Here is a 20,465-nt window from a genome sequence, read left to right on the forward strand (position 1 = left end):
GTAATCCGGGTTTTTGTCCAAAATAACAATGCACCCTGAGGAGAGACCCAGCATGTCATTCAATCGCCGCTCAAAAAACATCACGCAAGGCGTGGCCCGCAGCCCTAACCGTTCCATGTATTACGCCATGGGTTACGAAAAGGAAGATTTCGACAAGCCGATGATAGGCATTGCCAACGGGCACTCGACGATTACGCCGTGCAACTCCGGCTTGCAAAAGCTGGCCGACATTGCGATTGCGACGATCAAGGAAAATGGCGCCAATCCGCAGGTATTCGGTACACCGACCATTTCGGACGGCATGTCCATGGGCACAGAGGGCATGAAATATTCGCTGATCTCGCGCGAAGTGATTGCAGACTGTATTGAAACGGCCGTCAATGGCCAGTGGATGGACGGCTGCGTCGTGATCGGCGGCTGCGACAAGAACATGCCGGGCGGCATGATTGCGATGGCCCGCACTAACGTGCCCAGCATCTACGTCTACGGCGGCACGATCAAGCCGGGTAAATGGAAGGGCAAGGACCTGACCATCGTTTCCTCGTTTGAAGCCGTGGGCGAATTCACCGCCGGCCGCATGTCGCAGGAAGATTTTGAAGGCGTGGAACGCAACGCCTGCCCATCCTCCGGTTCTTGCGGCGGCATGTACACGGCCAATACCATGTCTTCTTCGTTCGAGGCGCTGGGCATGTCGCTGCTGTATTCGTCCACGATGGCCAATCCCGATGATGAAAAAACCGGTTCCGCGGCCGAATCCGCCAGGGTGCTGGTGGAAGCCGTCAAAAAGGACATCAAGCCGCGCGACATCATTACCCGCAAATCGATAGAAAACGCAGTCGCTGTGCTAATGGCAACCGGCGGTTCCACCAATGCCGTGCTGCACTTCCTGGCGATTGCCCACGCGGCGGAAGTGGAATGGACGATAGACGATTTCGAGCGCATGCGCCTGAAAGTGCCTGTCATCTGCGACCTGAAACCTTCCGGCAAATACGTGGCGACCGATCTGCACAAGGCGGGCGGTATTCCGCAGGTAATGAAGGTGTTGCTCAACGCCGGCCTGCTGCACGGCGATTGCCTGACCATCACCGGCAAGACCATGGCGGAAGAACTGGCGCACGTGCCGGATGTGCCGCGCGCCGACCAGGATGTCATCCATACGGTGGAGCAGGCTTTGTACAAGCAGGGCCACCTGGCCATCTTGAAAGGCAACCTGTCGCCCGAAGGCTGCGTCGCCAAGATTACCGGCCTGAAAAATCCTGTGATCACCGGCCCGGCCCGCGTGTTTGAGGATGAAGGCAGCGCCATGGAAGCGATCCTGAGCGACAAGATCAATGCCGGCGACGTCATCGTCATGCGTTACCTGGGACCCAAAGGCGGACCCGGCATGCCGGAGATGCTGGCGCCGACCTCGGCCATCATCGGCAAGGGCCTGGGTGAATCGGTAGGCCTGATTACCGACGGCCGTTTCTCCGGCGGTACCTGGGGCATGGTGGTCGGTCACATATCGCCTGAAGCCTTTGTCGGAGGCACCATTGCGCTGATACAGGAAGGCGATTCGGTCACCATCGACGCGCTGCAACAGCTGATCCAGCTGAACGTGGCGGAAGAAGAGATTGCCCGCAGGCGCGCCAACTGGAAACAGCCGGCGCCTCGCTACACCCGCGGTGTATTGGCTAAGTTTGCTGCGCTGGCAGCACCGGCCAGCAAGGGCGCGGTAACCGGCTAGGCGGCAGGGCTGGATATCAGCAAACAATAAGCAAAAAGCCGGAGCGATCCGGCTTTTTATTGTCTGCTTGCTGCCTACTGATCGTCACTTATTGTCTACGTGGGTGACGCCTATGGTGCCGGCGGCAGCGATGGGCGCGGCATTGACCGCAGGCATCAACGGCGCGGCTTGCTCTTGTCGAAGCTGCGTTTGACCCTTTCTTTCTTCATCTTCTCAAAGTGCATATGGTCTTTGCGCTTGTCCAGACCCAGCATGCGTTCAAAGAACTCAAACCACAGAAAAGCAAAGAAGGCCAGGCCGACGATCCACCACCACGATAGATTGACCAGTGGGCCTACTTCCAGATACTTCAGCAGCGTCAGCAATGCGACGGCAATAATCATCCACATGGGAATCTCCTTTTTCTAGAACGCATTTTACCAATATGAGCGAGTGCGAACGAGTCTATTTGGGATGCAGTGCGAGGCGTGTCGCGACGCAAAGGGTGGCTCCCTTTGCTAGCGTCCTAGGCGGGCCCGCACGCAGCAATGCGCCCAAATGGGCCGTTCCCGAAGGGCAAACGCATCTCACTCCTATTGGTGAAATGAGTTCTAGCATACGAGCAATTGCCTGTCCTGGTCAATCTCTACAATGTATTGGCTATCAGGCAAGTCAACCCACGTCACTTATGCGGCGTTGAATCAATATTCCGGCGTATTTCACTCCATACCGGCAATGTTGAAATGCATACGCGGAAAACGGGTAGAATTAACATATTGATTGCCTTGATTGCTGAGAAAAAGCAGCTTTATTGAGGCAATGAATCAAAGCATCTTAACCTCTGGAGAGAGCAATGAAATATTCAGTATTGATTGGCGCCGCAGTTGCCATCCTGGCTTCCGGTTCGGCAATGGCCAACCTGGAACTGGCAAAGTCTAAAAACTGCATGGCATGCCACGCAGTCGCCAACAAGGTCGTCGGCCCCGCCTATAAAGACGTTGCCAAGAAATATGCCGGCGATAAAACAGCTGAAGACAAGCTGGTGCAAAAAGTCATGAAGGGCGGCAGTGGCGTATGGGGTGCCGTTCCTATGCCGGCCAATCCGCAAGTCACCGAAGCGGAAGCCCGCACCTTGGTCAAGTGGGTGCTGTCGCAGAAATAATCCGGCTGGCGCAGGAATTTGTTGACGCCGCCTTTATTGATGCTGTCATATAGCCGTATAGAAAAAATGCTCGCAAGATATTGCGGGCATTTTTTTTGCGCTCTGTTTGCTTACAGCTATTTGCCGGCAGCCTCTGCTGCAGGCGGTGATGCTGTGATACGGCCCAGCGGTATGACGAAGTCATAATCGCTGCCGCTCATGCTGGATTGCGCACGTCGGGTATGGGGGCCGCAGACTGCCTTTTCTGGTGAAGGCCCTCCACAAATCCACGCCTCTCCCCCTGCCGTTGAAAAATCTATGTTTTGAACGGGCATGTGGTGTGACAGCAGTTCCGCCATCGGATGCCTGACGTCGTCGCCTTGCGTGTCCGCTACCTTGTCTGAATGGTAGTTCCCTACCAGCAGCAAAAATGTAGATGCGGGGTACTGATGAAATCTGGTTTCGGCATTTGCCGCCATCAACAGGTCGCGCTGGCCCTGCCAGTAAGGCTCATTGCTGGAGAGAGCGACGGGATATTGACTGTCATTCATGTCCATTGCGAACACTGAAATTTTAGCTCCGGTGCGCCGCATGACACGTATTGCTTCAATCAGTTCCAGCATCGCCTCGTCACTTCTGCCGTCTTGCATCTTCCTGTTCCAGAATTTGCCGGCGATCAGTTGCTGCCGGTCTTCCGGTTTTCCTTCAGAGGCCAAGTAGGCGAGCAGGGCGGGTTGCTCCTCGGCGGCCATCTCCAGTCCTACCAATACCGGCCGGCGCGCTTTCAACAAGCTGCAGGCAAGGCCGGCAACGAACTCCGGTATCTCTTTGGTGCCGTGCGTTTCACCCACGACGATTATGGGCGCCGTAAGCTTGGATATATCCAGCCTGGTTTGCAGTGTGCAACTCGGACCGGGGGACGTTTCGGCGGCATACGCCAATGTCCCAGAAAAAAATGCCGCGGATATTGCCACCCCAGACAAGAATGCCCTGAAGTTAAATATTATTACCATGCAGGACTGTCTCCTGTGTTTAGACGCTGTTACAGCGGTGCGCAGATGGCCATACTACTCGTAGACTTGGGCAGCGCCCAGCGCTGTCGTCGCGCCTGGACGGTTTAATTTCGCAACAGCTTCATACCAGCTTCATAGTTGCGCCCATAAAAAAACGCTGCAGGCCGGGGCCGTACAGCGTTTCTGTTACCAGCCTGTATCAACAGGCTGGCTTTGCATCAATTACTTAACAACGGAGATCAGTTCACGTTTGCCGGCTTTGTATGTGTACAAAGTCAGTGTGCCGTCCTTGATGTCGCCTTTGTCATCAAATGCGATGTCGCCGGTTACGCCTTTATGATGGATCTTCGCCAGGAAAGGCAGGTATTTTGCTGGTTCAGCAGATTTAGCCTGCACCATTGCGTCTACCATCGTCATCACAGCATCGTAAACATACGGTGCGTAGATTTGCACTTCGATGCCGAATTTTTTCTTGTAAGCTGCTTTGAAGTCATCATTGGCTTTTTTCTGTGCATCCAGAACGCCGCCTGCTTCAGCGCAGACTACCTGGCCTTCGCCGATAGCGTCGCCAGCCAGTTTAGCCAAGTCGGCTGTACAGATACCGTCGCCGCCCATGAACTTGGCAGTGATGCCCAGTGCTTTCATCTGACGCAGCATAGGACCAGCAACTGCATCCATACCGCCGAAGAAGATCACGTCTGGGTTTTTCGCCTTGATGCCGGTCAGGATCGCGCTGAAGTCAGTAGACTTGTCAGTGGTGTGTTCTGTAGACACGACATCCGCGCCTTTGGATTTGGCACCTTTGATGAACTCAGCAGCTACGCCTTCGCCGTATGCTGTCTTATCATCGATGACGGCAATTTTCTTGGCTTTGTTGATCTGGACAGCGTAACGGCCCAGTGTGCCGCCCAATTGGCCGTCATTGGCAACAACGCGGAAAGCGCCTTTGAAGCCTTGTTGAGTGTACTTAGGGTTAGTCGCAGATGGAGAAATCTGTGGGATGCCTGCATCGTTGTAGATCTTGGATGCTGGGATCGTTGTACCGGAGTTCAAGTGACCGATCACGCCGTTTACTTTCGCGTCGACCAGTTTCTGTGCTACGGTTGTGCCTTGTTTTGGATCCGCGCCGTCATCTTCAGCCAGCAGTTCGAATTTGACTTTTTTACCGCCGATGGTGACGCCTTTGGCGTTCAGTTCTTCGATCGCCATTTTGGCGCCGTTTTCATTGTCTTTGCCCAAGTGAGCGATGGCGCCGGAGATTGGGCCAACGTGACCGATTTTTACAACTTGTTCCTGAGCTGCCGCAGTACCAGCAAAAGCGAATGCAATCGCGCCAGCCAGTGGAATCATTTTAATTTTGAACGACATGAACATACTCCCTAAGGTTTAAAAAGTAAGACAAATTACTGCAAAACCGACTCATTCAGATTTCTGAATAGCCAGAAGGTACAACAGAAAAAATGTTTCGCATAGCTATTTTGTGTGGTTTTTTTGGAACTTCAACGTTTTTTATATGCCCCAATATCGCGCACTTGACAAGGTCGACCGCAAGCTTTTGAACTTGCTGCAAAAGAACAATCAGACCCCGACCAGAACCCTGGCGGACAAACTCCACATCTCCCAGCCAACCTGCCTCCGGCGCATCCGCGAACTGCGCGACGCAGGCGTCATCAGCGCCGATGTGGCGATGGTCGATCCCTTCGCGCTGGGCTACGGCATGCTGGCCTTTCTGGAGGTGTCGCTGATCAACCAGTCCGACGAATTCATGCACGCATTTGAGGCAGGCATGAACAAGGAAGCTGAAGTGATGCAGTGTTATTTTGTGTCCGGCGAGTATGATTATTTCCTGGTGGTGCATGTGATCGACATGGATGCCTATTACCAGTTTGTGCGGCGCGTCATCTCCGGGTCCGGCAACGCACGTCATTTTCACTCCCGTTTTCCGATGAAGCGCGCCAAGTTTTCTACCCGCATTGCCTTTGATGAGAAGGCAGCCGAACTGCCGGTGCGCGTGGGTAAGTAGGCGGTATGCTGCTTTAACGCGCTGGCCGCCGTGTCCGATGACAGTTTTTGACATCAAGGGCTGGCGCGGGTTTGCGGGCATAAATGGGCTGCGAGGGGCGTGGATGCTATGGTTTAAACGATATACGTAGTTTCCCTTAGCTGCCAAGGCAGGGGCATTACGTAAAAAGGCCGTGCTGCTTTTTACTTGCAGCACGGCCCACTTTTTTTGTTTCAGCGCGATTTAATGTTTTACAGCAGCATTACTTTGCTGCCGCTGTTGCCGGCGCGCGTGGTCCGGCGTTCTTCACATATTTGTCAAACCAGTTCAGCATTTCATAGACGAGCTGTTCGTTCGATTCCGCCGCGGCATACCAGTGTGGCTCATGCGGCAGCATCACGAGGCGGGTAGTGCCGCCGTTGCCGCGGATGGCTTCATACAGCTTGTTGGCCTGCAGCGGTGTCGTGCCGGGGTTGGCATCGTCGGCGCCGTGCACGATCAGCAGCGGCGTCTTGACCTTGTCGGCATAGAAGAAAGGCGACACCTTCTGGTACACGTCAGGCGCTTCCCAGACTGAACGGCGTTCGCTCTGGAAGCCGAACGGCGTCAACGTCTTGTTGTAGGAGCCGCTGGTGGCCACGCCGGCGCGGAACAGGTCGGAGTGGATGACCAGGTTGGCCGTCATCAGCGCGCCGTGGCTGTGACCGGTGACGCCGATGCGTTCCGGATCTGCCACGCCCAGCCGCACTGCTTCATCCACCGCTGCCTTCGCATCGGCGACTAGCTGATCCATATAGTTGTCATAGGCTTTCTTCGGATCGCCCACGACCGGAAAGGAGGCATTGTCGATGATCGCGTAGCCTGCCAGCAGCAGCAAACGGTAGTTGCGCAGCCGCGTGAAGGTTGCCTGCGAGCCGCTGATCTGGCCGGCCTTGGAGGCATCCGCGTAATCGAGCGGATAGGCATACAGGATCGTTGGAACACGGGTGCCTTCCTTGTAGCCAGGCGGCGTGTACAGCGTGAACGACAGGTCCAGGCCGTCGGCGCGTTTGTATTTGACCAGGCGCTTCTTGATCTGGCGCACAGCGGGCGTCGGATCGGGGATGTGCGTGACGGCGACCGTGCTGGAGGCAACGCCTGCTTCACCCGCTGCGGCCTCCATTGTGCTGCCCAAAGTGCGCAGGAAGGCATTCGGCGTATCGTCCGCAGTCTGGTGCCAGGTCAGGAATTTTGTTGAATCCGGGCCGGTGAAGGCGACAAAACGCTCGTAGGCCGTCTTGCTGCTGCGGAACAGCCGTTCCGATTTTTTGGTCTTGAGGTTGAACTTGTCCAGGAAAGGCCGGTCGCCATCCGTGGAAGCACCATTGCCGCTCAGGAAGATGGAGTCGCCGTCCTGGCGCAGCACAATGGCGCCGTTAGGCAATCTTTGCCTTACCGGGTTGCCGGGATTCGCATATTTTTCGTCCGTCGACAAATCCCATAACAGGCTGGGCTGTTGTTTAGGGTCATCCAGGTTAATGACGAAACTGCGCAGCCAGTGCCGGTTGTTGTCATATTCTGTCAGCAGCGCAACGCCCGGCTGTTCGCCGTAGGCCAGGCCTGCAAAACGCTGTTCGGTACGGGTGACTTCCAGCGGGGCAGCGGTAAACGGCGCCTTTTGCAGCATGAGCTTGTCGCGCGCCGGTACTTTGACATCCCAGTCGCCGCCATCCAGTGCCTCTGCCCAGAGCAGTGTGGCGGCATCGGTGGAGCGCCACGAAAAGTCACGCGGGCCGAGCGGCGCGCCATGGATAGGCACACGATCCGCCAGCGGCAGCGAGGCGATGTGGTGGTTGACGATGGCAGCCGGTTTGGACACATCCCACACATCCACTTCATGCGGGAAGCGGTCATAGGTCGTCACATAGGAGTAGGGCTTGTGAATGGTCGCAACCAGCAGATGCCGTCCGTCCGGCGCCGGGTCCACTTGTGCATACCGGCCCGGCTTGCCGAGGGGCGTGATGGCGCCCGTGGCGGCATTGACCAGTGCAAGCTGTGCGTTTGCGTAATAGTCAAACAGGTCTTCATCATGCTGGCTGTTGAGCGTATCGCGGTTTTCGTAAGTGCTGCTCTGGCCTTTGCTTCCATCCGTTTGCTGGATGCTGGGGCCGGCGGGAATAACAGGCTCGGCAGGCGGCGGGCCCATGCGCTTGGGCACCAGCTTGACCAGCAGTGTCTTCTGGTCCGGCATCCATTGCAGTTCATCTTCAAACATCGGGTTCAGCTGCGCACCGGCGATACGGCGCACTGCGCCGGTGGCGGCATCGCCCAGCCATAGCTCCACCGAATCGGCGGCCACATTTTCAAAGGCAAAGCGCTTGCCGTCTGCACTCCATGCCGGTGCACCGGGGCAGGCGCCTTCAGGCAGCTTGATGTTGCGCTGTGCGCCATCGGGAATGCTGACCAGCGCAAAGCTCCTGGCGCACGGCGTAATGCCATAGCCGCCCGGTGTGTCGTGCTTGCTGTGGTTCTTTGGCTCTACCCGTACGCCGGCCAGGCGCAGGAAAGGCGTGGCCACGCGCGAGATCGACGGATAGTCCTGCATGGATACCAGCAGCATCTTGTCCCGCGTGGGGCTGATGGAAGGCGTGGGCGGCGACGGTGCGCGCATCACATCCAGTATATATTGAGGTGGTTGGCTGTATCCTGAGGCGGCAGTGGATGCGGCTGCTGCAGGCGCTGCCTGGGCGGAAGCCGGCGCAGTGCCGATGACCAAGGCCGCCGCCGATGTCACAGACAGCGCCAGTGCGCCAAGCCTGAAGCGGTTCAAAGTGGTGTGAGCTGACAAGTCCTACCCTCCTGTTGTGCATCTGTATGTTGAGTTCATCCGCGCGTTGCGCGGATGTTTTTCCGTGATGGGAAACCTGATGCAGGATATCGTCCCGGCAGGCAGGAGCATTCATATCAGGCAAAAAGTCGTGCCACATGTTGTCACAGAAAAATTGTCAAGGCAATATTAAGATGATGCCGCGCCTGGACTTCAAACAGCGGCGTTGATCATTTAGACCCCGGCAAAAAATATGCAGGGTGCAATAGGCTTCATCCATTGCACCTTTTTTTTCGCATAAAAAAAGCCGCCATTGGCTGGCGGCTTGTGCCTGTAAAACCTGCTGCTCAGTGCGGCCGGTTAAGCCGGCTGCAATATCCTGCCCGGGCTGGCCGTATTCATTCCTGTGAATGCAAAATCCACATCCGGCTGCAGGCCCGAGACGATATCGGCAATCGCGCGGCCGGAGCCTGCGCCCATCGTCCAGCCCAGCGTACCGTGGCCGGTGTTCAGGTACAGGTTGCTGATCTTGCTCTTGCCGATATAGGGTACGTTGGAAGGCGTCAGCGGGCGCAAGCCGGTCCAATAGGTCGGGTTGTCGTAGTCGCAGGCGTGGGGGAACAGTTCACGCGTGCGGCGGGTGATGGCTTGGCAGCGGGTGGTGTTGAGTTCCCTGGTATAGCCGTTCAGTTCGCAGGTGCCGGCCACCCGCAGGCGGTCGCCCAGACGGGAGACCACCAGCTTGTAGCCGTCGTCGGTCAGCGAGACCGTCGGCGCTGCATCCGGGTCGGTGATGCGGTAAGTCGCCGAATAGCCTTTGCCGGGATAGATCATCAGGTTCACGCCCAGCGGTTTCAGCAGCGGCACCGAGAAACTGCCCATCGCCATCACATAGGCATCGGCGTGCAAGACCTTGTGGCGGCCTTCGGCATCGATGATTTCCACGCCGGTGATTTTGGCGGCGCTGCCGGTCCCTTCGGTCAGCAGGCGGGTGACGGTGGTGCTGAAGCGGAAATCCACGCCTGCTTCTGCCGCCTTTGTTGCCAGGCCGCTGGTGAACTTGTAGATGTCTCCCGACTCATCGCTGGCGGTGAAATCGCCGCCGACGATCTTGTCGCGGATGCCGGCCAGCGCCGGTTCTATGCGGACCACTTCGTCGGCATCGATGGAGTCGCGCTGGCAGCCGAGGTCGCGCATCAGCTTGGCGGCGGGCAGGGATTCCTGAAAGTCTTTTCTATCGGTATAAAAATGCAGGATGCCCTGGGTCAGGCAATCGTAGTCTATGCCGGTGTCGGCGCGTACCGCCTGCAAGGTCTGGCGGCTGTATTCGGAGATGGCGACAATCTGGCGGATGTTGTAGGCAGTCCTGGCCGGCGTGCATTCACGCAGGAAGCTCAGGCCCCATACCCATTGCAGCAGCTCAGGGCGCAGGCGAAACAGCAGCGGCGCGTCTTCCTTGCCCAGCCATTTCAGCACCTTCATCGGCGCTGCGGGATTGGCCCAGGGTTCTGCATGCGAGACGGAGATCTGGCAGCCGTTGGCAAAACTGGTTTCTTGCGCGGCGCCGGGCTGGCGCTCCAGCACGGTGACGTCATGGCCGGCTTTTTTCAGGAACCACGCGGAAGATGTGCCGATGATGCCGGCGCCTAAGACGATCACTTTCATGGGAGTCTCCTATTTATCGATAGAGAGATTGTAGAAATTTATCGAAATCTCGTGTGATCAATAAGGCGGTTGAATATTTTATTATTGCAAGCAAGCGGGATCAAAACGTTTAAAAAACAAAGCTTTTTGTGCAAAAGCTTTTATTTTGACATTTTCGCTTTTGAAATTTCCTGCATGACCGCACGTGTGACGACTTCTTCCATCGTTTTGTGCAGCCCGGCGCGGATGTCTGTGGCCAGATGTTCGACGGCGGTTTGCAGCACGTCAGCCAGGCTGTCGCGCACGCGGTGTTCCAGCACAAAATCCACGCGGGCCAGCACCTGTTTCAACACGCCTTCGCGGATGGACTGTTCAAGCCGCTGCCATTCTTCTTCGCTGATGACGGTTGCTGCTGCCGGATTCACGGCAAGTGAGGCACCGGGTGCATCGGACACGCCGGGAGCATCGGGCATGCGCGTTGCAATCGGTGGTTGCGGCGTTGGCGTGGCTATAGGTGCGACAGGTGCAGTAGGTGCAGTAGGTGCAACAGGAACGGGGACGGCGGCGGGCGCAGCCACAAGCTCGTTGACGACAGGCTTGTCCTGCGGGCCGATGATGTCGGTCAGCACCGGGATGTTGGCGTCCATGGGGTTGCTCATGACAGTTTCGCCACAGAATGAGTCAGTGCATAACCGCGCTGCTGGTAGAACTTGTAGCGCTCGCGGCCGGACAGCGTGTCCTGCTCGCTGGTGGAGACCAGTTCTATCATCCGTTCAAAACGGGCAAAGCTGCCGGGCGTCTGGCTGGTCAGGTTGATCAGCAGTTCATGGTGCGGGAACTCCGCATCGTCGCTGGCGCTCAGCACCACTGGGGTTTGTGTCGCCAATGGATCGCCGGCCATCACATGCGGCAGGAAATCCTGCTCGGAAAACGTCCACAGCGCCTGGTTCAGCCTTTCCAGTTGTGCCCTGTCGCTGTCGAACACGACGATGCGGCATTTGGCCGCCCTGGCCTTGCGGATCAACCGGCACGCGTACGCGATCTTGTCGGGGACATTGCTGTGGAAATCTATTCGCGTCATGTGATTCTGGATAAGTGGCTACTTAGTGGCTAATGGCTAAAGGCTAAAAACCGATGGCTGATGGCTAAAAACGGAAAGTAGCTTCGCCGTTTTGCTGCGCGGGCGCCGGCTTGCTGGCATCGTTGGCGGTATCCTTGGCCTTGGCAGGCGGCGGAGGAGGAGGCGCCGCTGCTTCAGGCGCCGGATAGCGGTAGTCCTTCGGCAACCTGTTGGTCGTCGGGTATCCCGCATCGGTCAGCGACGTGCGCCAGTCGGCGCTTTGGTAGCCCGATATTTTTTTGGAACCGACCGTCATCGCCGGCAGCAAGGCGCCGCCACTGACCTGTTTCAGCCTGGCGACATCTTCATTGGTCTTGACGGTTTTTTCTGCAAAGGGGATGCCATTACTCTTCAGCATGGACCTGGCTTCATCGCAGGGCGCGCAGCCCGCAGTGGAATAAAACGCCACCGGATTTTTGGACGCCGGCCCGGCCAGATCCGCCGGAAAATTATTGACTGGCGAATCGCCGCCGGTAATCGACTTGACTTCCACCCGCTTGATGCTGGGTGGAGGCGGCACGTCGCTATACGTGACCTTGCCGTCGGGGCCTACCGATTTATACAATTGGGCCGACGCATTCAGCGCCAGCAGGCCGGTGGACAACAACAGCAGGCCGGACAATACTTTTTTCATCTTCATGGCTTCCTTTTACTGTACGTGTACAGAGGTTTTCAGGCTGTCATCCCGTTGTGGCGTAACAATGCATCGATAGATGGTTCGCGTCCTCGGAAAGCCTTGAACGATTCCAGCGCGGGGCGGGAGCCGCCCACTTCCAGTACTTCCGACTGGAATTTCTTGCCGGACGCGCGCGACAGCGTGCTGCCTCCGCCGGCGCCGGCTTCTTCAAACGCGCCGTAGGCATCCGCAGACAGGACTTCTGCCCACTTGTAGCTATAGTAACCCGCCGCATAGCCGCCGGAAAAGATATGTCCAAAGGAATGCTGGAAGCGGTTGAAGGCCGGCGGGTTGAAAACCGACACCTGCTCCCTGACGGTATCCAGGATATCCTGCGCGCTTTGCGTGCCGGAAGCGTCGAAATCGTCATGCAAATGCATGTCGAACAGCGAAAACTCCACCTGGCGCAGTGTCTGCATGCCGGACTGAAAGTTTTTTGCCGCGATCATCTTGTCGAACAGCGCGCGCGGCAGCGGCGCGCCGGTGTCCGCATGCGCCGTCATGTGCTGCAGCACGTCCCATTCCCAGCAAAAGTTTTCCATGAACTGCGAAGGCAGCTCCACCGCATCCCATTCCACGCCGGAGATGCCAGATACCGACAACTCTTCCACCTGCGTCAGCATGTGGTGCAGGCCGTGGCCGAATTCATGGAACAGCGTGATCACTTCGTCGTGCGTGAATAGCGCAGGCTTGCTCTGGCCGTTGACGACCGCAGGTTCGCTGAAGTTGCAGGTCAGGTAGGCCACCGGTGTCTGTACGCCGCCAGCGGTGCGGCGGCGTCCGCGTGCATCGTCCATCCACGCGCCGCCGCGCTTGCCGCTGCGCGCATACAAATCCAGGTAGAACTGGCCGACCAACTGGCCGTCTTTTTCTATGCGGTAGAACTTGACGTCCTTGTGCCAGGTGCTGGCCACGTCGTCCTTGATCTCTACCGCGAACAGCGTTTCAATCACACGGAACAGGCCAGCCACGACTTTCTGCTCAGGGAAATACTGCTTCACTTCCTGTTCGGAAAACGCATAGCGCTGTTCGCGCAGCTTTTCGGAGGCATAGGTGGTGTCCCAGGACTGCAGGTCGGCAACGCCCAGGTGGTCGCGCGCAAACTCGCGCAACTCGGCCAGGTCTTTTTCTGCGAAAGGGCGGGCGCGGTGGGCCAGGTCTTCGAGGAAGGCGCTGACCTGGGCCGGCGACTCCGCCATCTTGGCCACCAGTGATACCTCGGCGAAATTGCGGTAGCCCAGCAGTTGCGCTTCTTCCTTGCGCAGTTGCAGCAGCTCGGCGATGATCGCCGTGTTGTCCCACTCCGGCTTGGTCCCCAGTTCAGAGGCCTTGGTGGCATTGGCGCGGTAAATGGCTTCGCGTAGCGAGCGGTTGTCTGCGTATTGCAGCACCGGGAAGTAGGACGGGAAGTGCAGCGTGAATTTGTAGCCGGGTTTGCCGTCTTTTTCGGCGGCGGTTTTGGCCGCCTGCAGCACGTCGTCCGGCAGGCCTTTCAGTTCGTCGGCGTTTTCAATGAACAGGCCGTAGTCGTTGGTCGCATCCAGCACGTTCTCGGAAAACTTGGTGGACAGGGCCGCCTGCTTTTCCTGGATTTCCGCGTAGCGCTGTTTTTTGTCGTCCGCCAGTTCGGCGCCGCCCAGGCGGAAATCGCGCACTGCATGGTCGATGATGGTTTTGCGCGCCTGCGGCAGGCCGGCATAGCCGGCATCCGCCTGCAAGGCCTTGTACTTGTCGAATAAGGCCAGGTTCTGGCCCAGTGCAGTCCAGAATTCGGTGATCCTGGGTTGATTTTCGTTGTAGGCCGCGCGCAAGGCCGGCGTATCGACCACCGCATTCATGTGGCTGACAATACCCCAGGCGCGGCCCAGCTTTTCGGTCGCGTTTTCCAGGGGCTCTACAAAATTCCCCCAGCTGACGGTTTCGCCCGGCTGTTCCAGCCTGGCAACGACGGCCCGGTTTTCTTCCAGCAGCGCTTCCACCGCGGGTGTCACATGTTCAGGCTGGATCGCGTCAAAACGGGGCAGGTCGCTAAAGTCGAGCAGGGGATTGTGTTCCATTATCGGGTTCTTTCGGCAGCTTCAATTGTATTTACCAGCAACATCGTAATGGTCATCGGACCGACGCCGCCAGGGACGGGGGTAATATATCCCGCCACTTCCTTGGCATTGGCGTAATCGACGTCGCCGCATAGTTTGCCTTCGTCATCGCGGTTCATGCCCACGTCAATGACGACGGCTCCGGGTTTGACCATGTCGGCAGTCACAATGTTCCGCTTGCCGGTGGCCACGACCAGGATATCGGCATTGCGCGTATGGTAGCCAAGATCACGTGTCTTGGAATTACAGATGGTGACGGTGGCGCCGGCTTGCAAGAGCAGCATAGCCTGCGGTTTGCCGACGATGTTCGATGCCCCGACGACAACGGCATTGGCGCCCCGCACAGGGTAATCGATGGATTCCAGCATCTTCATCACGCCATAGGGCGTGCAGGGGCGGAACAGCGGATGGCCTGTCATCAGCAGGCCGGCGTTGCTGACGTGGAAACCATCCACGTCTTTTTCTGCAGCAATCGCTTCAATGACCTTGTTGGCATCGATATGCGCAGGCAAAGGCAGTTGGACCAGGATGCCGTGGATTTTTGGGTCGCTGTTCAGGGCCTGTATGCGGGCCAGCAATGCGGCTTCGCTGAGGTCGCTGTCGTATTTTTCCAATACCGAGTGGAAGCCGCAATCCTCGCAAGCCTTGACCTTGTTGCGCACATAGACCTGCGATGCAGGGCTGTCGCCGACCAGGATCACGGCCAGGCCGGGCTGCCTGCCTTGCGCTGTCAGCGCGGCGGCGCGCTGTGTCACTTCGGCGCGGATTTGTTGGGAGAGCTGGGTTCCGTTGATGATTTGGGCGGTCATGATAGGCGTCGGTGGCAGAGGGATTAAACCGGAATTATAAATTACGGCGGCATCTATCCGCTAACATCCGCTCACGGAGTGTGGATGCAGCATAGCTCAGGCTACGAAACAGGCTGGCAAATAGGCTATCGGATTGCCTGTCAGGCAGTCTATAAAACAGGCCGGCGGTGTAGCGTTTGCCTGGTCCGCGCCGGCAAGATATTTGTAAGCAGATATTACAGCTTGCACTTGCCGCACAACTGTTGCCAGCTTGCGGCCGGCCGTATATTTCCGCAAGGAATTATTGAGTTTTGTTGCCACATGGATTCAGATTGAGTGGCCGATATTGCGCTGCAAAAGAGGCAATAGGCAGACTGTATAGGGCATGAGGCGAGATACTGTTTTTTTACCCTGCATCGCAGCAAAATATCACATTATGAAATCATATATCGCTATTTGAAAAGTAAAAAACTCCTGTTAGAATGCTTGCGCAAACAATACCCAAGCCGTAATTTGTCGATACGCCAAGCGTGTTTACTGAACATGCACCAATAGGAGACTCAAGATGTCACCCCAGATTGACCAAGTCCTGACGCAAGCCGTCAATGATCCCGATGTAATCGAAACCCAGGAATGGCTGGATGCGCTTGAATCCGTCATCGAAAGCGAAGGCCCTGAGCGCGCCCATTACCTGATGGAGCGCATGGTTGATCTGGCCCGCCGCCGCGGAGCGCACATCCCGTTTTCCAGCAACACTGCCTATGTCAACACGATCCCCGCCGATGTCGGCGAACACTGCCCCGGCAATCTGGAAATAGAAGAGCGCCTGCGTTCGTGGATGCGCTGGAATGCGATGGCGATGGTCGTCAAGGCCAACCGCCTGGACGGTGACCTGGGCGGCCACCTGTCCAGCTTTGCATCGCTGGCGAACATGCTGGGCATAGGCTTTAACCATTTCTGGCACGCGCCGAGCGAAAACCACGGCGGCGACCTGCTGTATATCCAGGGCCACTCATCCCCCGGCATCTACGCGCGCGCCTTCCTCGAAGGCCGCCTGTCCGAAGACCAGCTGCTGCACTTCCGCCGCGAAGTGGACGGCAAGGGCCTGTCTTCCTACCCGCATCCTAAGCTGATGCCTGATTTCTGGCAGTTCCCGACGGTATCGATGGGCCTGGGCCCGCTGATGGCCATCTACCAGGCGCGTTTCCTCAAGTATCTGCATGCACGCAGCATCGCCGACACGGCCAACCGCAAGGTTTGGGCATTCTGCGGCGACGGCGAGATGGACGAGCCGGAATCCATGGGCGCAATCGGCATGGCCGGCCGCGAGAAGCTGGATAACCTGGTTATTGTCGTCAACTGCAACCTGCAGCGCCTGGATGGCCCGGTACGCGGCAACGGCAAGATCATCCAGGAACTGGAATCCGATTTCCGTGGCGCCGGCTGGAACGTCGTCAAGGTCATCTGGGGCAGCGGCTGGGACGAGCTGTTGGCCAAGGACAAGGAAGGCATCCTGCAAAAAGTGATGATGGAAACCGTCGACGGCGAATACCAGAACTACAAAGCCAAGGATGGCGCCTATGTGCGCGCCAACTTCTTCGGCAAGCATCCGAAGCTGCTGGAAATGGTCAGCAAGATGTCCGACGACGACATCTGGCGCCTGACCCGCGGCGGCCACGATCCGCACAAGATCTATGCAGCATTCAAGGTGGCGCAGGAGCACAAAGGGCAGCCTACGGTCCTGCTGGTCAAGAGTATCAAGGGCTACGGTTTTGGCAAGTCCGGCGAAGCGCGCAACACTGCGCACAACACCAAGAAGCTGGACGACGAAGCGATCAAGGCCATGCGCGACCGCTTCCAGCTGCCTATCGCCGACGACAAGCTGGCGGATATCCCTTTCTTCAAGCCTGCCGACGACACGCCGGAAATGCAATACCTGCACGAGCGCCGCAAGGCCCTGGGCGGCTACCTGCCACAGCGCCGCCAGAAAGCCGACGAAGTGCTGGTCGTGCCTGAGCTGTCCGCCTTCCAGGCGATGCTGGAGCCGACTGCGGAAGGCCGCGAGATTTCCACTACCGCATCCTATGTGCGTATCCTGACCACGCTGCTGCGCGACGCCAGCCTGGGCCCGCGCGTCGTGCCTATCATGGTCGATGAATCGCGCACTTTCGGTATGGAAGGCCTGTTCCGCCAGATCGGTATTTTCAGCCAGGTCGGCCAGTTGTACGAACCGGTCGATAAAGACCAGGTCATGTACTACCGTGAAGACAAGGCCGGCCAGATCCTGCAAGAGGGCATCAATGAAGCGGGCGGCATGAGTTCGTGGATTGCCGCGGCAACGTCGTACTCGACGAATAACCGCGTGATGATCCCGTTCTACACCTATTACTCGATGTTCGGCCTGCAGCGTATCGGCGATCTGGCATGGGCGGCGGGCGACATGCGCGCACGCGGCTTCCTGCTCGGCGGCACCGCCGGCCGCACCACGCTGAACGGCGAGGGCTTGCAGCATGAAGACGGCCATAGCCATGTGCTGGCGTCCACCATCCCGAACTGCGTGCCTTATGATCCTACCTTCGCGCATGAAGTGGCCGTCATCATGCACGACGGCCTGCGCCGCATGGTCACCAATCAGGAAGACGTGTTCTACTACCTGACGCTGATGAATGAGAACTACAGCCACCCAGGCCTGAAACCAGGCCAGGAAGAGGGCATCATCAAAGGCCTGTACCTGTTGCAGCAAGGCGAGCAGGGCACCAAGCACCGCGTGCAACTGATGGGTTCCGGCACTATCCTGCGCGAAGTGATGTTCGCGCAGGAACTGCTGAAAAACGACTGGGGCATCGGCGCCGACGTCTGGTCCGCACCATCGTTTACGCTGCTGGCGCGCGATGGCCAGGATATCGAACGCTGGAACATGCTGCATCCGTCCGACACACCGCGTGAAGCCTATGTGACGCAATGCCTGAAAGGCAGCACCGGCCCTATCGTCGTCTCCACCGACTACATGCGCACGTTTGCCGAACAGATCCGCGCCTTTGTACCGAAGGGCCGCAGCTACAAGGTGCTCGGCACGGACGGTTTCGGCCGCTCCGACAGCCGCGCCAAGTTGCGCGAGTTCTTCGAGGTGAACCGTTATTTCGTCGTGATCGCTGCGCTGAAATCGCTGGCGGATGAAGGCGTACTGTCAGCCTCCGTTGTGGCGCAGGCCATTGCCAAATACGGTATCGATACCAACAAACCAAATCCGGTGACTGTTTAATTTGACCTTACCACCCCCTTCCTTGCCGGGAGCGGGGCGGGCGCAGAATTCATCGCAGCGAACGCGCGGCGATAAAGAATTAGGCCCGCAACATATCCCGGCAGGCAGGGAGAGAATGGAGCTAAAGCTATGAGTACAATTGAAGTCAAAGTGCCGGACATCGGCGATTTCAAGGAAGTGGAAATTATTGAATTGATGGTCAAGGTGGGCGACACGATCAAGGTCGACCAGTCGCTGATCACCGTGGAATCGGACAAGGCCAGCATGGAGATTCCGTCCAGCCAGGCCGGCGTCGTCACGGAAATCAAGGTCAAGGTCGGCGACAAGGTCGCTGAAGGCTCGCTGCTGCTGATCGTGGAAGGCTCCGGCGCAGCCGCCGCGCCTGCCCCCGTCGCTGCTGCTGCCCCTGCTGTAGCCGCCGCGCCAGCGCCTGCACCGGTTGCTGCAGCCCCCGCTGCTGCAGCTCCTGCCGCTGCACCTGCAGCTGTGGCAAGTGCCGCACCTACTGCACCTGCCGCACCTGCCGCCAATGGCAAATCGCATGCATCGCCTTCCATCCGCAAGTTTGCGCGTGAATTGGGCGTGGATCTGAGCCGTGTCAGCGGTTCCGGCAACAAGGGCCGCGTGACGCAGGAAGACGTGCAGAATTTCGTCAAGGGCATCATGTCCGGAGCGAAAGCAGCACCGGCCGCCGCAAGCTCCAAAGGCGGCAGCGGTGCAGGCCTGGATCTGCTGCCATGGCCTTCGCTGGATTTCAGCAAGTTCGGCGCCACCGAGCTGCTGCCCCTGTCCCGCATCAAAAAGCTCAGCGGCCCCAATCTGCATCGCAACTGGGTCATGATCCCGCACGTGACGCAGTTTGAAGAAGCCGATATCACCGAGCTGGAAGAATTCCGCAAATCCTCCAACGAGGCGATGGCCAAGTCCGGCGTCAAGCTGACCATGCTGGCTTTCGTCATCAAGGCCAGCGTTGCTGCCCTGAAGAAATTCCCGGCCTTCAATTCCTCGCTGGATGCGAATGGCGAGAACTTGATTGTAAAGCAGTATTACAATGTTGGTTTCGCTGCGGATACGCCAAACGGCCTCGTCGTTCCTGTCATTAAGGACGCCGATAAAAAAGGCTTGTCGCAGATTGCCCAGGAAATGGGTGAATTGTCGGCACAGGCCCGCGATGGCAAGTTGAAACCTGCGGACATGCAGGGTGCGACTTTCACGATCTCATCGCTGGGTGGTATTGGCGGCACCGCGTTTACACCCATTATTAACGCACCAGAAGTCGCCATCCTCGGTTTGTCCAAGTCGGCTATCAAGCCGGTATGGGATGGCAAGCAATTCCTGCCTCGCCTGATGTTGCCTTTGTCCTTGTCGTACGACCACCGCGTCATAGACGGCGCGATGGCTGCCCGGTTTACTACCTACCTGGCAGACGTGATGGCGGACCTGCGCAAGACCATGCTGTAACAAACAACGGGCGAGGAGTTTGCAGGCTTCTTCGCCCTGTTTTTTGTTAAGGAGGCAAACATGACTACATGCGTCGTCGTCAGAAAAGAAAACGAAATCGCTATTGCTGCCGATTCCCTGGTGACCTTCGGAGATACCCGGCTGTCCCACGGCTACGAGCAGAACAACAAGATTATCCAGGTCGGCGAATCGTATATCGCCCTGGCCGGCTCTGCCGCCCATTTTCCTGTGATGCGCAAGTTGCTGGCGACCATGGAGCAGGAATGCCATCTGCGGACGCGGGAAGAGGTGTTTGAAACTTTTTCCCGTATCCATGCAGTGCTGAAGGACAAGTTTTTTCTGAACCACAAGGAAGATGACGATGATCCGTACGAGTCTTCGCAAATCACCGCTTTGGTGGCGAACCCCTACGGTATTTTCGGCGTGTATTCCTATCGCGAGGTATTTGCCTTTGACCGCTTCTGGGGCATAGGCAGCGGACGTAATTTTGCGCTCGGTGCGATGTATGCAGTGTACGACAAGTCCACCAGCGCAAAAGAAATTGCAGAGACGGGGATACTGGCGGGTGCAGAGTTTGACAAGAGCACTGCAGGCCCTATCAATTTAATACATTTTTCAACAAAACAACTAGGAGACGAGTTGTAAATCTACTGCGCAATTCTATTTTGAACCTGGGATGCTCATCGTACTGAAGTACTGAAGTACGACTCCGCGTCCCAGGCGCAAACTAGAGCTGCTTGCTACGATTTCC

Annotated in this window: 16 protein-coding genes; 6 read left to right on the forward strand and 10 right to left on the reverse strand. The window is 57.5% G+C overall.

Annotated features, from left to right (window positions below; translation table 11 throughout):
• The first annotated feature begins 52 nt into the window (after nucleotides 1-52).
• Nucleotides 53-1,726 (forward strand): dihydroxy-acid dehydratase, encoded by a 1,674-nt coding sequence (gene ilvD / locus ACO0LO_RS16535; protein WP_422965395.1) that lies wholly within the window; start codon nucleotides 53-55, stop codon nucleotides 1,724-1,726.
• A 155-nt stretch (nucleotides 1,727-1,881) separates the two neighbouring features.
• Here ilvD and ACO0LO_RS16540 read toward each other — a convergent pair whose 3' ends face one another.
• The gene (locus tag ACO0LO_RS16540) at nucleotides 1,882-2,115 is read right to left on the reverse strand and encodes a TIGR04438 family Trp-rich protein (RefSeq protein ID WP_394779155.1); all 234 of its coding nucleotides are present in this window, start codon (nucleotides 2,113-2,115) and stop codon (nucleotides 1,882-1,884) included.
• A gap of 443 nt (nucleotides 2,116-2,558) precedes the next feature.
• On the opposite strand from ACO0LO_RS16540, the gene ACO0LO_RS16545 reads away from it, so the two are divergent.
• Nucleotides 2,559-2,867: a c-type cytochrome gene (locus tag ACO0LO_RS16545; RefSeq protein ID WP_422965397.1), complete on the forward strand. Its 309-nt coding sequence runs from the start codon at nucleotides 2,559-2,561 to the stop codon at nucleotides 2,865-2,867.
• 116 nt (nucleotides 2,868-2,983) lie between these two features.
• Here the strand turns inward: ACO0LO_RS16545 and ACO0LO_RS16550 are convergent, their stop codons facing one another.
• Together ACO0LO_RS16550 and ACO0LO_RS16555 are read right to left on the reverse strand one after the other, a co-directional pair.
• Nucleotides 2,984-3,598, reverse strand: coding sequence for a hypothetical protein (locus ACO0LO_RS16550; protein ID WP_422965399.1), 615 nt, complete (start codon nucleotides 3,596-3,598; stop codon nucleotides 2,984-2,986).
• Between the two features lie 483 nt (nucleotides 3,599-4,081).
• On the reverse strand, nucleotides 4,082-5,227 hold the full coding sequence (locus tag ACO0LO_RS16555) for a branched-chain amino acid ABC transporter substrate-binding protein (RefSeq protein WP_422965401.1): 1,146 nt from the start codon (nucleotides 5,225-5,227) through the stop codon (nucleotides 4,082-4,084).
• A 145-nt stretch (nucleotides 5,228-5,372) separates the two neighbouring features.
• Between ACO0LO_RS16555 and ACO0LO_RS16560 the strand changes: the two genes are divergently transcribed.
• Nucleotides 5,373-5,882, forward strand: coding sequence for an Lrp/AsnC family transcriptional regulator (locus ACO0LO_RS16560; protein WP_422965403.1), 510 nt, complete (start codon nucleotides 5,373-5,375; stop codon nucleotides 5,880-5,882).
• A 241-nt stretch (nucleotides 5,883-6,123) separates the two neighbouring features.
• Here ACO0LO_RS16560 and ACO0LO_RS16565 read toward each other — a convergent pair whose 3' ends face one another.
• The 7 genes from ACO0LO_RS16565 to folD form a co-directional block, all read right to left on the reverse strand.
• Nucleotides 6,124-8,688, reverse strand: coding sequence for a prolyl oligopeptidase family serine peptidase (locus ACO0LO_RS16565; protein ID WP_422965405.1), 2,565 nt, complete (start codon nucleotides 8,686-8,688; stop codon nucleotides 6,124-6,126).
• A 339-nt stretch (nucleotides 8,689-9,027) separates the two neighbouring features.
• A complete protein-coding gene (locus tag ACO0LO_RS16570; protein WP_422965407.1) occupies nucleotides 9,028-10,332 on the reverse strand; it encodes a D-amino acid dehydrogenase in 1,305 nt (434 codons plus the stop codon).
• Nucleotides 10,333-10,472: 140 nt separating this feature from the next.
• The gene (locus ACO0LO_RS16575; protein ID WP_422965409.1) at nucleotides 10,473-10,970 is read right to left on the reverse strand and encodes a hypothetical protein; all 498 of its coding nucleotides are present in this window, start codon (nucleotides 10,968-10,970) and stop codon (nucleotides 10,473-10,475) included.
• Nucleotides 10,967-11,392 carry a DNA polymerase III subunit chi gene (locus ACO0LO_RS16580; RefSeq protein ID WP_422965411.1) on the reverse strand — a complete coding sequence of 142 codons (426 nt, stop codon included), beginning with the start codon at nucleotides 11,390-11,392 and terminating at the stop codon, nucleotides 10,967-10,969. The genes ACO0LO_RS16575 and ACO0LO_RS16580 overlap by 4 nt, the downstream gene beginning before the upstream one ends.
• 64 nt (nucleotides 11,393-11,456) lie before the next feature.
• Complete coding sequence (locus tag ACO0LO_RS16585; protein ID WP_422965413.1) at nucleotides 11,457-12,071, reverse strand: glutaredoxin family protein; 615 nt, start codon at nucleotides 12,069-12,071, stop codon at nucleotides 11,457-11,459.
• A 32-nt stretch (nucleotides 12,072-12,103) separates the two neighbouring features.
• Entirely contained in the window at nucleotides 12,104-14,164 is a 2,061-nt protein-coding gene (locus tag ACO0LO_RS16590; protein WP_422965415.1) for a M3 family metallopeptidase, read from the reverse strand.
• Nucleotides 14,164-15,012 (reverse strand): bifunctional methylenetetrahydrofolate dehydrogenase/methenyltetrahydrofolate cyclohydrolase FolD, encoded by an 849-nt coding sequence (gene folD / locus ACO0LO_RS16595; protein WP_422965417.1) that lies wholly within the window; start codon nucleotides 15,010-15,012, stop codon nucleotides 14,164-14,166. The genes ACO0LO_RS16590 and folD overlap by 1 nt, the downstream gene beginning before the upstream one ends.
• Before the next feature lie 544 nt (nucleotides 15,013-15,556).
• Here folD and aceE point away from each other — a divergent pair.
• The 3 genes from aceE to ACO0LO_RS16610 all read left to right on the forward strand — a co-directional run bounded on the left by aceE (nucleotide 15,557) and on the right by ACO0LO_RS16610 (nucleotide 20,359).
• Nucleotides 15,557-18,253, forward strand: coding sequence for a pyruvate dehydrogenase (acetyl-transferring), homodimeric type (gene aceE, locus ACO0LO_RS16600; RefSeq protein ID WP_422965418.1), 2,697 nt, complete (start codon nucleotides 15,557-15,559; stop codon nucleotides 18,251-18,253).
• Nucleotides 18,254-18,382: 129 nt separating this feature from the next.
• On the forward strand, nucleotides 18,383-19,714 hold the full coding sequence (gene aceF, locus ACO0LO_RS16605) for a dihydrolipoyllysine-residue acetyltransferase (protein ID WP_422965420.1): 1,332 nt from the start codon (nucleotides 18,383-18,385) through the stop codon (nucleotides 19,712-19,714).
• Nucleotides 19,715-19,774: 60 nt separating this feature from the next.
• A complete protein-coding gene (locus ACO0LO_RS16610; RefSeq protein ID WP_422965422.1) occupies nucleotides 19,775-20,359 on the forward strand; it encodes an MFS transporter in 585 nt (194 codons plus the stop codon).
• The last annotated feature ends 106 nt before the right edge of the window (nucleotides 20,360-20,465 follow it).

It is taken from the genome of Undibacterium sp. TJN25 (assembly GCF_049339885.1).
Taxonomy (GTDB): Bacteria; Pseudomonadota; Gammaproteobacteria; order Burkholderiales; family Burkholderiaceae_D; genus Undibacterium.

What these genes read in the sequence shown, in the direction of transcription:
- ACO0LO_RS16610 (WP_422965422.1), top strand. Translation starts at nt 19,775, where the DNA reads ATGACTACATGCGTCGTCGTCAGAAAAGAAAACGAAATCGCTATTGCT.
- ACO0LO_RS16545 (WP_422965397.1), top strand. Translation starts at nt 2,559, where the DNA reads ATGAAATATTCAGTATTGATTGGCGCCGCAGTTGCCATCCTGGCTTCC.
- ACO0LO_RS16585 (WP_422965413.1), bottom strand. Translation starts at nt 12,071, where the DNA reads ATGAAGATGAAAAAAGTATTGTCCGGCCTGCTGTTGTTGTCCACCGGC.
- ACO0LO_RS16575 (WP_422965409.1), bottom strand. Translation starts at nt 10,970, where the DNA reads ATGAGCAACCCCATGGACGCCAACATCCCGGTGCTGACCGACATCATC.
- ACO0LO_RS16550 (WP_422965399.1), bottom strand. Translation starts at nt 3,598, where the DNA reads ATGGCCGCCGAGGAGCAACCCGCCCTGCTCGCCTACTTGGCCTCTGAA.
- ACO0LO_RS16580 (WP_422965411.1), bottom strand. Translation starts at nt 11,392, where the DNA reads ATGACGCGAATAGATTTCCACAGCAATGTCCCCGACAAGATCGCGTAC.
- ilvD (WP_422965395.1), top strand. Translation starts at nt 53, where the DNA reads ATGTCATTCAATCGCCGCTCAAAAAACATCACGCAAGGCGTGGCCCGC.
- aceE (WP_422965418.1), top strand. Translation starts at nt 15,557, where the DNA reads ATGTCACCCCAGATTGACCAAGTCCTGACGCAAGCCGTCAATGATCCC.
- folD (WP_422965417.1), bottom strand. Translation starts at nt 15,012, where the DNA reads ATGACCGCCCAAATCATCAACGGAACCCAGCTCTCCCAACAAATCCGC.
- ACO0LO_RS16590 (WP_422965415.1), bottom strand. Translation starts at nt 14,164, where the DNA reads ATGGAACACAATCCCCTGCTCGACTTTAGCGACCTGCCCCGTTTTGAC.
- ACO0LO_RS16540 (WP_394779155.1), bottom strand. Translation starts at nt 2,115, where the DNA reads ATGTGGATGATTATTGCCGTCGCATTGCTGACGCTGCTGAAGTATCTG.
- ACO0LO_RS16560 (WP_422965403.1), top strand. Translation starts at nt 5,373, where the DNA reads ATGCCCCAATATCGCGCACTTGACAAGGTCGACCGCAAGCTTTTGAAC.
- ACO0LO_RS16570 (WP_422965407.1), bottom strand. Translation starts at nt 10,332, where the DNA reads ATGAAAGTGATCGTCTTAGGCGCCGGCATCATCGGCACATCTTCCGCG.
- ACO0LO_RS16555 (WP_422965401.1), bottom strand. Translation starts at nt 5,227, where the DNA reads ATGTCGTTCAAAATTAAAATGATTCCACTGGCTGGCGCGATTGCATTC.
- aceF (WP_422965420.1), top strand. Translation starts at nt 18,383, where the DNA reads ATGAGTACAATTGAAGTCAAAGTGCCGGACATCGGCGATTTCAAGGAA.